The sequence below is a fragment of the Prevotella illustrans genome (assembly GCF_017426725.1).
In the GTDB taxonomy this organism is placed as follows: Bacteria; Bacteroidota; Bacteroidia; order Bacteroidales; family Bacteroidaceae; genus Prevotella; species Prevotella illustrans.
In genome coordinates this window covers 1-12225 of the sequence record NZ_JAERMS010000036.1, presented here as the reverse complement: position 1 = coordinate 12225, position 12225 = coordinate 1, and the positions used below count along the sequence as shown (strand labels likewise).

Below are 12225 nucleotides of genomic sequence, written 5' to 3'. Positions count from 1 at the left end.
TACAATGAAGAAATATATTATCAGCTTGCTTTGCCTCGTTTGTTCCGCAACAGGACTAAAGGCAGCCAACCATCTCACCGCGCAAGCCACGCAGGATAGTCTCGCTTCTATCGTAAAAGTATGGAAAGCGGCGAAGAAAAAGCAATATCAAAAGGCTTGGGATCAACGCGTCATCACCATCGACAGTCTCAAAATGCCTTTCTGGACGACCTTTTACGGCGAGCAACCGGCAGACGGTTACAACCTCTATATCTCGCTGCACGGAGGTGGAACGGTACCTTCCGAGGTGAACGACCGGCAGTTTGACAATCAGAAATATCTTTATAAGCCGGCCAACAGCTTGTATTTCGTGCCGCGTGCGCCCTACGACGCTTGGAACATGTGGTGCAAACCGAAGCTCGATAAGTTCTACGAGTCCATCATCCAGATGTGTATGGGCCAAGCCAATATCAACCCCGACCGCGTTTATCTCATGGGTTATTCGGCCGGCGGCGACGGTGTCTGGCGCATGGCACCACGCATGGCCGACTTCTGGGCTGCCGCTTCCATGATGGCAGGCCACCCCGGCGACGTATCGTTGGTGAACCTTCGCAACACACCTTTCATGATCTGGTGTGGCGCAGAGGACGCCGCCTACGACCGAAACAAGCTCGACAAGCAACGCGGCGAGCAGATGGACTCGCTCCAAAAGGCTGACAGCGAGGGCTATATCCACGAAACACACATCGTGGAGGACAAAGGTCACTGGATGGATCGTGTAGACACGGCCGCTGTCAGTTGGATGGCACGCTACACCCGCAACCCTTATCCACGCAAGATCGTGTGGCGACAGGAAGACGTTCGACGTCCGTCGTTCTACTGGATTACCGTTTCAAAGAAAGAATTGCTGCCCGGCAAGACGGTCAGATTAGAAGTACACGACAACGTTATCGACATTTCGCAGTGCGAATATCGGCGACTGACCTTCGGGCTGAACGACGAACTCGTCAATCTGGACCGCAAAGTCATTGTCCGTTTCAAAGGCAAGACTGTCTTCAAGGGCAAGTTGCGTCGTTCCGCACAAACATTGCGCAAGACCCTCTATGAGCGCAACGACCCGCGCTATGCCTTCCCGGCCGAGCTTACCGTGAACTTAATGGATTAGTAAAGCTACATAAATATGAAGAAAGCCTGATTGAATCAACACTCAATCAGGCTTTCTTCATATTCTTATTTTACCAGCGATTTCACCGGATTGCGCAGTCCTTTCATACCGACAAGGAATGCTTTGGCCGAGCCGAACTTGAGAAACATGTCCAGTCGCACGGGCACATGGTTGTTGTCGTCGGTCACATAGAAGTCAACGATGCGCTTATACTTGCCGTCATCCAACTCCGTATACGACAAATGCAGGCAGCGATACTTGTTGTTGTCATCTGCCTTGACCACCTTCTTGCCGTTATAGACCAGACAGGCAGGCGTTCGACCGTTGCCGTCGGCAATCGGAAAGTTAACCGTATTGCCCTTTTTCCATCCCTCAGGATTGAAAGAACGGGCCCGCAGAAAAATGCTCATCATATCGTAAATGCAGTCCGTGTAAGAATGCTGTTCCCACGAATGGGTGCCGTTACTGTGCTGGCGGTGCTGGCGTACATGGCAATTCCCGTTGGGATAAGTATAAAACACCTCATCCACCGTGTAGCGGCTACCCTCATGCGCGCCCTTACGATAATAGAGCGGAGCCAGGTCAAGGGTGTTATAGCACAACAACGTGTCGCGCAATATAAAAAAATCATCTACCTTATTGTTGCCTCGGGTCGTGAGACTGGCCCTATAGGCCGGCATTCCGTTGTAACGACTCTGCACGGTCGACATCGAAGCAAAACCGGCTTTCACCCAGACAAATTTCCAGTTGTAGTATAAATTGTACGACAGAAACTCACCCGACGAGAACGCCGTATTGCGGAACGAACATTGAGCCGCCGCGTTTCCGGTCAACATGACCAACAGGGCGATAGCCCAACTACGTATTTGTTTCATCTATATTTTCCTTTCTTCTTCGTTTTTACGCCTTCTCGCGCCCGGCCCTACATGTTTTTCTTAAGATATTCTATCCCCATTTGGGCCGCACGCCGCGCGTTTCTGTTCATAATCCTTTTCTGTTTTTCGGCTTTCTGCTTCACCAACTTACCCGGTTTCTGCTCAAAGAGCCGCTTAGCCTTGGGATTCCACGTCTCGTTGATATCCCATTTGGCCTTGATATTGATTTCGTCAGGATAGTAATAAACCTCTTCGGGCTGCCGATCTTGGTCGAAATCACCGGTGTCCCAGCGCCCGTTGCGGTTATCGTCAACCACCATGCGCAAGTAATACCCGGCTTCTTTCAGATAGAAAAATTCGGCCTGGCCGTCATCAGTCGTCACTTCTTTCACCGGTTTGCCCGAACTGTCGAGTAATTGTAACAACAGGTGCTTGCCCTTCATGTTGACAATCGTTATCAGCAGCGTACCATACACATCATTGTTATTAACCTTAAATCCCATCTTGACGGGATTCGTCACTTTGCCATACATGTCGGTAAAGGCTATCGTGTCAAGCTCCAGACTATATTCTATACCGGGTTTCCATTCGGCCCGCAACATCAGATGGCGGGCATGAACCAGACTATCGCCCATCGACAGGCTGTCATCAGATCCCAACTTGCGTGTCAGCTCATAACGGGCCTGATACCATAGCGAGTCGTGCTTCGCGTAAAGATGGATTCGGGACGTATCGATTCGGGCCAACGGAACGTCGGAATGAAAATACAGATTGCGGTCGGGATCGAGTTGCGGCGGCACGTCTAACTGCAATTTCAAAGATTTCGGCGGCATAATGCTGTCATAGCGCTCACCTCGCTTCTTCTTTTTCTCCTCCCCTTTTTTCCATTTCTCAAACTCTTTCTGCGCGGCTTTCATCCGCCGGGCATAGGGTTGCTTTGACAACAGCTCGAGCGTGTCAACCTGTTGGGCCAACTGCCCCAGACTGTCGGTCATGAGATAAGACAATTCTATACGCAAAGTGTCCTGATTGACGAGTGCCGTATCGCGCAGCCAATAGGTCAGCGTGTCTTTCTTTGCCGTCGCCTCCATGACAAAAGCGTTGTGCTCGTCAAAGTTAAGCCCCTTGATCACGGGCAACTGCGGATTGCCATAACTGAAATATAACGTAAAGTGATCGGCCTCGGCACGTTCGCTCTTGATCAGATAACGGTCGGTCAAAATCGAATGGAACGCCCGGAGCGTGATGTCGTCGGGTAGGAAATGGGTATAAGACACTCTGTTGATCGCGTTTATATGGAGCGAGTCGGTCCAGAGGGTATCTTGACGGATATCAGGCTTTGAGCTCGGAACAATCAGATCGTGGTTGAAAGCCAGCATTTCGCTCTTTTGGCTGTACATATAGTTGCCATCGGCGTCTTCCAACGCATAGCAACGATATGTGCCCGGCGCCACACCCTTGATGACGAAGTGGCCTCGGCTGTCGGTGCGACCCACACGCAGCATGGGTAACTTGTGGAAAGCGCTGTCGGCCAAGTTGGCATACAAGCCCACCAAAGCTCCTTTGATGGGTTCTAAATCGTCGGCACTGACTACATAGCCCGACACCTCCATCGTATCAATATGGTCGCCCGTGGAGAAGCTATACGTGTAGTTGCCCAGCGGATTGCCCTCGTTATTATCGGAGATGGCATCGCTGAAGTCGATGGTATACGTGATGTCGGCCTTCAGCGAGTCTATCAGTTTCACGTCGATAAATTTGCCCGAGGCCTTGATTTCGGGCGCCTCCAACTGGGGTGGCGACACGATGACATTCTCGGTAGCGTTCTCTATCTTGATAAACTCATTAAACTCGATTCTCACTTTCTTAGCCCTCACATTCGTGGCGCGGTCGGCCGGCGTGGCGCGAACCACCCTTGGCGGCGTCTCGTCATACCAACCGCCATCGGGATTGCCCATGCGGGCACAACCCATGAGCACTAATATGAACAGCACCCACAGGCCGGCATATCGTCCTATCTTTATTCTATTCATTCAGCAACAACAGTTCGTCTATATTTTTCCTACTATTACTCAGTCGGGGCACCTTGTGCTGACCACCCAACTTGCCGTTCTGTTTCAGCCAGTCATTGAAGAGTTCCGGCCGGGCTTTCACAATCTCCAGATGCTGCAACGTGATGTCGTGGAAGCGTTTGGCCTCATAATCGCTGTTGATTTCCTGCAACTTCTGATCCAACAGGTCGGCAAAGAACTTCAGATCGGCCGGTTCTTTTGAAAACTCGATGAGCCATTGGTGCCTGCACTTGGCGTTACTATCCATGAATACCGGCGCGGCCGTGTATTCCCGCACCTCGGCACCGGTCTGCCTGCAGGCATAAGCCAGTCCGTTTTCGGCGTTTTCCACAATCAGCTCTTCGCCAAAAGCGTTGATAAAACACTTGGTGCGGCCCGTAATGATAAACTTATAGGGATTGGTGCTCGTAAACCGGATGGTGTCACCAATGAGATAGCGCCATAATCCACACGAAGTGGTGATGACCATGGCATAGTTAGGCCCCACCTTGACACCTTCCAACGGCACAATCGTGGGATGATCCTGCCCGAACTCCTCCATCGGGATAAACTCATAGAACACGTCGTAGTCGAGCATGAGCAGCATCGACGGGTCGGTGGGGTCGTCCTGAATGCCGAAAAAGCCTTCGCTGGCGTTGTAGGTATCCATGTAGCGCATCGACGGCTTCGTGATGAGTTTCTCGTATTGCGGGCGGTAAGGCGTGAAAGCGATACCGCCGTGGAAAAATACTTCCAGATTGGGCCACACTTCTTCCAACCGCTCCTTGCCCGAAAGCTCCATCACGCGCACCAACACGCTCAACATCCACGAGGGCACGCCACTGAGACTGGTCACATTCTTGCGCAGGCATTCCTCGGCGATACGGTCGCGCTTCACCTCGAAGTCGCTCAACAGCGCCGTTTGCTTCTTCGGCACACGCGCTAAATTGGCCAACGGATTGATATTCTCTATCAGAATAGCGCTCAGGTCGCCCACAAGCGAATTGGCCACATTATAATTAGGTGAATGGCTACCGCCCAAAATCAGACTCTTTCCGTCGAAGAGGCGGCTGTCGGGATGATTGCGCAGGTAGGCCGCCACTACATCGAAGCCACCGGCATAATGAATATGATGCAGCCCTTCGTGCGACACCGGGATAAACTTACTCTTGTCGTTTGTCGTGCCCGACGACTTGGCAAACCACTTTACATGGCCCGGCCACAATACGTCGGCTTCGCCATGACGCATGCGGTCGATATCTTGTTTCAACTCCTCGTACGTGTTGATGGGCACGTTTCTCGTAAAATCTTCATACGAAAACGTATTGCCCAGCAGATGGTTACGCCCGTATTCCGAAGCCCGACCACGACTGATAAGCCGACGCAACACCCGATGTTGCATCTCTACCCCTTCATGATCGTAGCGTTCCAGCTCTTTCTGCCTCGGAAGGAAAACCAACTCTGCTATTTTGGTTAAGCTCATGCTTACTTTCTTTAATCGTTTAATTTGCAAAAGTAGCCTAAACTTTTGTAATCGGGAAATTATTTACTCATTTTTAATATCAGACATAAGGACATACGTTCACCGTTCTTTGAAAACTATTGCTGCCCGGTAAACTTATTTATATTTCTGACGTGTCTGTTGTATGATTTACTGCTTGATATCGCAACACTAAGGTGAGTGAATTTGATGACATGGGACACTAATGCTCTCAACCATTGATTTTACCCGGAAATCTGTTATTAAATAATTACTCAAAGATGTATCAATACTTTTCAAAGAATAAACATTCATGATTTCCATGGATGGATGTTTTTAAGGACATAAAGACAGAAAGACATATTTCTATATGAGGCGTCGCAAGCGACGGAATAAAGACATAAAGCTAATCACACTTTACATTAGCTTTATGTCTTTCTTGGCCGCTTGCGGCCCTTATGTCTTTGTTCCCCACAGCCTGAAAAATATGTTTTTATGTCTTTATGTCCTTAAAAACAACATGAACAAAAAATGTGTCTTTCTGTCTTTACCCTGAATTATCTTTACATCCACCATCCAAAAAGTGGCATTATTCTGAAAAAGAAAAGGGATGGACGAAAATAAACGATTGTAGAGCAAGTTTATAAAGGCCTGATTTTCAGCATATTGTGTATTTTAGGGTGTTTTTTCTTCGCTTTTTTACCCTTAATAGCTATGCTTTTAGGCCGTAATCGCGGCCCTTTCATCGGCTAAAAGCTATGCTTTAGCGACGTAATCGCTATGCTTTGAGCCGATAAAAGGATAGCTTTGGGCGTAAAAGGGGATAAAAATCGGCAAAGCGAAGGCCTTTTTCGGCATGCCGGCAGTTAGATGACGTGTTGCGGAAGTGTTAAAATAATGCAATTTTTTCTAACAAAATCACGGAGTTAAAATGGGCTCTGAAGTGATATTACGCCCCGCGCCGCAGCCGTCGGTTCAACTGATACAACGCAGGAACAAAAATGCAGAGCGAGAATACGAGCCATAGCGCCACGCGCAACTCACTGCCGCCGGCCAGTTCTATCAGCTTTACATCGTCGATGCCGGGATAAAGGTTGGCAAACACGAAAGGCACCGAGTTGTTGATCCAATGAAAGATTAGTCCGGGAACGATACTGCGGGTGCGCTCGTACATCCATCCCAGGAGCAGACCGATGAGCGCCGCGTGCAGAAACTGGGCGTTGTTGCCATGCACAACGCCGAAGATGACGGCCGAACAGGCGATGGCCACCCACCGCCACCGGCCTTGCATTACCGTGAGCAGACTGCGAAGAACGGCGCCGCGGAACACTATTTCCTCGGCCACGGGGGCCAGTATGCCGATAAACAGATAGCCCATGGGCCGACGCATGATGTCGGTGAACAGGCGTTCCATGTGTTCGGGCATATCGAGCGCGAACAGTTCGTTGAGCCACACCGATGGAACGATCGTTCCGATGGCGGCCACGCCCGTCCATAGCAGAGCGGCCCAGGGTCTGCCGCCGAGGTAATCACGGCTGATCGGCGTCCAGCGGGCGCGCACGAAAAGTACTATCGTGAACACGCTGCTGAGCAACGTTGATACCAAAATTACCTGCGTGTCGAGCAACGAACCATGCTGAGCCAGACGCGCGAAGGCTTCAGCCACACTACTTCCTTGCTTGATAAGGTACCCCCATGTGACCAATTTCATCATGATAAATTGCAGAAGAATAAATATCACGACATAAAACAGGGCGTTGAGCGATTGTCTTACTATTGGTTTCATACGTATTTCGTTTGTTTTAAAGAATAAATGTTACAACCGCTGCGCTCAGTCCTCAAGCTCCAACAATTCGGCGGCTTTCACGCGGTCGTCCTTCAGCTGCTCTGTCAGTTGCAAGAGATTGTCGAATCTGCGTTCCGAACGAATGCGCTGCACGAACGACACCATCACCTGCTGCCCATAGAGATTGTCCTCGAAGTCGAAGATATGGACTTCGAGCGTCTGCTCATGGCCGTCGAAGGTGGGGCGCGTGCCAATATTCATCATGCCGGGCAGCTGCGTGACGCTGTGCTCCAGCCTGACACGCACGGCATAGACGCCCGGTTCGGGAATCAGCTGTTCGGTTTCGGCCACGTCGACGTTGGCCGTGGGAAAGCCCAACTTGCGCCCGTTCCGATAGCCGCCGACGACCTTTCCCGCAAGCGTATAGGGATAGCCCAGACACCGGCGGGCCATATCGACCCTGCCCTCCTTAAGCAACGACCGTATCATCGACGAACTGATACGCACGCCATTGATGGCGAAAGCCGTGTCGAGCAGCACCTCCATGCCCATCTCACGACCGTAGCGCACGTAGTCGACGAAGCCTTCCCGGCGGTTGTGGCCGAAACGGTTATCGTAGCCGATGATGAGTTTGCGCACGTTGAGCTGATCGACCAGCACGTAGCGCATGAAGTCGCGGGCCGAAAGAGCGGCCATCTCACGCGTGAAAGACAGCACCGCCGTCTGGTCGCAACCGGTCTTGGAGAGCAGCAGCAGCTTGCCGTCGAGCGGGGTCAGCAGCCGAGGCCGGTAGTCGCTCTGCAACACCTGGCGGGGATGGCGGTCGAAGGTGATGACGGTCGACATCATGCGACTGCGCCGCGCCTCCTCCACCACGTGCCGAATGAGGTGCTGATGGCCGCGGTGAACGCCGTCGAAGAAGCCGATGGTGGCCACCGTGGGCGGAAGGTTGCCTGTATCTGAATTAACTCTGATGATTTTCATACGTTTTGTTTTTGCTTTCCAAAAGCCGGCAAGCCCAGCGCCAGGCCTCGCCCAGCCACAACACGGCCGACGTAGCTCCCACGACGACCAGCCACTCGCGGGCCGACATGCCGTCGGTACGGAACATCCTGCCGCCGAACTCGACGATGAGCCACTGTCCGCCAAGGATGATGAGTTGTACGAGGAGCAGCCCTCGGTCGGCCCGCAGCCGCCTGAAGGCTGAATGGTGGCTGCCTAAGCATTTAGCATTGAGCAGATTCCAGAACTGCAGCATGACGAAAGTGGTGAAGAAGAGGGTCAGTTCGTGGGTGCCCATGCCACCCGGCATCTGTTCGCAAAAGACGAGAAAGGCCAACAGCGCCACGAAAAACGCCAGTCCCGTCAATCCTATGCCGCGAAGCATGGCGGACGAGAGGATGAAGTCGGCCGTATTGCGGGGCTTCTCGTGCATCACCTCGTGCGAAGGGGGCAACGACGCCAAGGCCATGGCGGCGAAAGTATCCATGATGAGATTGACCCAAAGAATCTGTGTCACGGTCAACGGCAGTTCGGTACCAACCAACGCGCCGGCCAATACGAGCGACAGGGCCGTCAGGTTGACTACGAGCTGGAAGTAAAGAAACCGCTGGATGTTCTTATAGAGTGAGCGTCCCCACATGACGGCATTGACGATAGAGCCGAAGGAGTCGTCGAGCAGGGTCATGTCGCTGGCTTCCTTGGCCACGCCGGTGCCCGAACCGAGCGACAACCCTACATGGGCATGGTGCAGGGCGGGCGCGTCGTTGGTGCCATCGCCCGTCACGGCAACGATTTCGCCGTGGCGTTGCAACATTTCCACCAACCGCTGCTTGTCCGACGGACGGGCCCGACTCATCACCTTGACGGACGGAGCCAGCCGGAAAGCGTCGTCATCCGAGAGCGCGGCCCAGGCGGGACCTGTGATTTGAGTGGTGGATGAAGGCCGGTGGGGGGTAAGAGAGGATTCTTCTTTGGTGATAACTCCGATTTGTCTTCCGATTTCGGCAGCCGTAGCGGCAGTGTCGCCGGTAACGATTTTCACCTCGATTCCGGCGTCGTGGCATTGGCGGATGGCGGCGGGAACCTCGTCACGGATGGGATCGCTGATGGCGAACACTTGCTGAAAGCGATCGTCCACGGCGAAAGCCAGCGTGCGCATGGCCTTGTGTTGGTAGTCCGAAAGCCTGCGCTCGACGGCCGACCGCTCCTCCGCCGACATGTCGCACATGGCGATGACGATTTCGGGCGCGCCCTTCACAAAGCGCCGTGGCGTACCGTCGACCACGGCCGTGGTCGACATATACTTGCGTTCGGTGGAAAACGGCTCACGGGCAGTCGTCTCGTAACGCTGCCGCAGGGCGCGGTAGTCCACGCCTCGGTCTTGAAGCCACAGCAACAGCGCGCCCTCGGTGGGATTGCCGATGACCTCACGGCCGTGGAGCTCGGCCGTGGAGTTGAGCGCGATGGCGATGTCGAGCAAAGGATCGGAACCTTCTTTGTCGGCGGCAGGTTGCGCCACGCGCATCCGGTTCTGCGTCAGCGTGCCGGTTTTGTCGGTGCAGATGACCGTCACGGCACCCATCGTCTCGCACGAATGCAGCTTTCTCACTAAGTTATTCGACTTGAGCATGCGCCGCATATTCAGCGCCAGGGCCAGTGTGACGGCCATCGGCAGCCCCTCGGGTACGGCCATCACGATGAGCGTGACGGCCATCATGAAGTATTTGAGCACCGTTTGGGCCATGTGTATGTAGTTATGAGTGTGCCAAAGGGTGTCGGTCAGGATGTCGTGACCCAAGAACAAGACGAAGGCAGCGACAGCCACGCCCGCTCCCACCTTCGATATCATGACGGCCAGCCGGTCGAGTTGCATGTTGAGGGGAGTCTTCACCGATGTTGTCTCGGTCGATTTGCGGGCCACCTGTCCTATCTCGGTGGCGTCGCCGACGGCCGTCACGACGTATTCGCCGCGCCCGCTCATCACCATGGTCGACCGCATCACCATATCGGCGGGATAGGTGGCTTCGTCAGCTACGGCGGTTTCGCCCTCGTCGGTCGGCGCGTGCTTGTCGGCAATGGGCTCGCCCGTGAGTGACGATTCGTCGATCTGCAGGTCGGTAGCCTGCGTCAGGCGACCGTCGGCGGGCACCTCGTCGCCCGTTTCTATCAGAACCACATCGCCCACGACCACGTCGCGCCGCCGGATTTCAACCACGCGGCCGTTGCGGCGCACTTTCACAGGCCGGTCGTCGTCCATGGCCGTGAGCATGCCGAACTTACGGGCGGCGTCGCGCTCGAAATAAAACCCGATGGTGGTGGCCAGAAAGATGGCCAGAAAGATGCCGATCGTTTCGATGAAATCTTGTTCGATAATGGCAAATGCCAGCGAAATGGCCGCCGCCACAAGGAGGATCCGGATGATGGGGTCGTTGTATTTGTCGAAATAAAGCGTCCATAGGGAAGTCTTCTTGGGAGGCGTCAGCAGGTTTTCGCCATGTCGTGCCCTGGCAGCGGCAACCTGATCGTCAGAAAGTCCCGCTAAAAAATGGTTGCCTGTCATAAAAGAATATGTCGTTGTCATATAATATGATTGCAAAGTTAGTTAAAAACAAAGGAAGAAGTTGTCAATCAATATTATTTAACGCACGCGCACAAGGCCGCAAACGGATAAAAACTTAACTTTGCGATATCAAAATATCGGTATGATGAAAAGAAAAATGATGAGTCTGTTGTTGCTCTTGCTGACCGCTCTGAGCTTACAGGCCAAAGTAGCCACCTACGTATGGGTGGGATGGGACGTGAATACGACGGAAGAGTCGCTTCGGCGCGACTTCAAGGCGTGGAAGAAGCATGGCGTGGTGGGCGTGTGCGTCAACTGCGGCATGGATAAAGAAAAGATTGCCGTGGCCTCGAAAGTGGCCCATCAGCTGGGACTGGTCTACCACGCATGGATTCCGACGATGATTCAGAGCGGCCTCGACCCGTCATGGTATACCGTCAACCGTCTCGGACAGTCGGCTTTCGACCATCCGGCCTACGTGGAATACTACAAGACGCTCGACCCACGTAATGCCAACGTGCGCAAATACCTAATCGAGAAGTTCACCGAGATTGCCGGTATGCCCCATGTCGACTATGTGCAGCTCGACTATATCCGCTATGCCGACGTCATTCTGGCCCGTGGCCTGTGGGACAAATACGGGTTGACGATGAACGGCGAATATGCCGCGGCCGACTATTGCTACTGCGACGGCTGCGTAGCGGCCTTCAAGGCCAAGACGGGCATAGACATCCGAAAGGTGACGGATCCGTCAAAGATAGAGGAATGGGCACAGTTTCGCTGTGACGCCGTGACCGATCTAGTCAACGCCATCGCCGACGGTGTGCATGCCGTAGGCAAGAAAGTGAGTGCCGACGTATTTCCAGGTCCCGACAGCTACGCCCGTTGGATGGTACGCCAGCAGTGGGACCGATGGAATCTGGACGCCGTGTTTCCCATGAACTACAACGATTTCTACAGAGAACCGGCCGAATGGGTTGGCCGCGTCACCGCAGAAGAGGTGAAAAGCGTGGCCCAACAACAGACGCCCGTCTATAGCGGCCTGTTCATCTGCAAGGACTGGCAGCACAAGGACAAGGTGATCGACCCAGAGAATTCCGGTCTCCTGCCCTCCGAAATGGGCGAAGCCATCCGTGGTGCCATGGCAGCCGGTGCCTCCGGAATCTGCCTTTTCACCCCCTACTCTATGACCGAGGCCCACTGGAAAGCTCTCGACGAAGCCGTAAAATAGCGGTTTCACGCTACGCCGCCGTCTCCTTTTACTTCTATCATACCAATAGTGTCCTAAATAATTTTTGTGAAAACGCATATAAAGTTTCATCAAATC

The 12225-nt window shown here is 53.3% G+C and carries 8 protein-coding genes; 2 read left to right on the top strand and 6 right to left on the bottom strand.

What is annotated here, in order from left to right; translation table 11 throughout:
* Positions 1-4: 4 nt before the first annotated feature.
* Entirely contained in the window at positions 5-1144 is a 1140-nt protein-coding gene (locus JHU38_RS09880) for an alpha/beta hydrolase (RefSeq protein WP_107582003.1), read from the top strand.
* Between the two features lie 65 nt (positions 1145-1209).
* On the opposite strand, the gene JHU38_RS09875 is transcribed toward JHU38_RS09880, so the two are convergent.
* The 6 genes from JHU38_RS09875 to JHU38_RS09850 all read right to left on the bottom strand — a co-directional run bounded on the left by JHU38_RS09875 (position 1210) and on the right by JHU38_RS09850 (position 10919).
* A complete protein-coding gene (locus JHU38_RS09875) occupies positions 1210-2019 on the bottom strand; it encodes a DUF3108 domain-containing protein (RefSeq protein ID WP_107582002.1) in 810 nt (269 codons plus the stop codon).
* Between the two features lie 47 nt (positions 2020-2066).
* The gene (locus JHU38_RS09870; RefSeq protein WP_107582001.1) at positions 2067-4052 is read right to left on the bottom strand and encodes an Ig-like domain-containing protein; all 1986 of its coding nucleotides are present in this window, start codon (positions 4050-4052) and stop codon (positions 2067-2069) included.
* On the bottom strand, positions 4045-5553 hold the full coding sequence (locus tag JHU38_RS09865) for a GH3 auxin-responsive promoter family protein (protein ID WP_107582000.1): 1509 nt from the start codon (positions 5551-5553) through the stop codon (positions 4045-4047). Before JHU38_RS09865 ends, JHU38_RS09870 begins: the two co-directional genes overlap by 8 nt.
* Positions 5554-6499: 946 nt before the next feature.
* On the bottom strand, positions 6500-7336 hold the full coding sequence (locus JHU38_RS09860; protein WP_107581999.1) for a CPBP family intramembrane glutamic endopeptidase: 837 nt from the start codon (positions 7334-7336) through the stop codon (positions 6500-6502).
* A gap of 45 nt (positions 7337-7381) precedes the next feature.
* Positions 7382-8320, bottom strand: a complete 939-nt coding sequence (locus tag JHU38_RS09855; RefSeq protein ID WP_107581998.1) for a bifunctional riboflavin kinase/FAD synthetase — start codon at positions 8318-8320, stop codon at positions 7382-7384.
* On the bottom strand, positions 8301-10919 hold the full coding sequence (locus JHU38_RS09850) for a calcium-translocating P-type ATPase, PMCA-type (protein ID WP_232369921.1): 2619 nt from the start codon (positions 10917-10919) through the stop codon (positions 8301-8303). Before JHU38_RS09850 ends, JHU38_RS09855 begins: the two co-directional genes overlap by 20 nt.
* Before the next feature lie 124 nt (positions 10920-11043).
* Between JHU38_RS09850 and JHU38_RS09845 the strand changes: the two genes are divergently transcribed.
* Entirely contained in the window at positions 11044-12129 is a 1086-nt protein-coding gene (locus tag JHU38_RS09845; RefSeq protein WP_107582394.1) for a glycoside hydrolase family 10 protein, read from the top strand.
* Positions 12130-12225 lie beyond the last annotated feature (96 nt).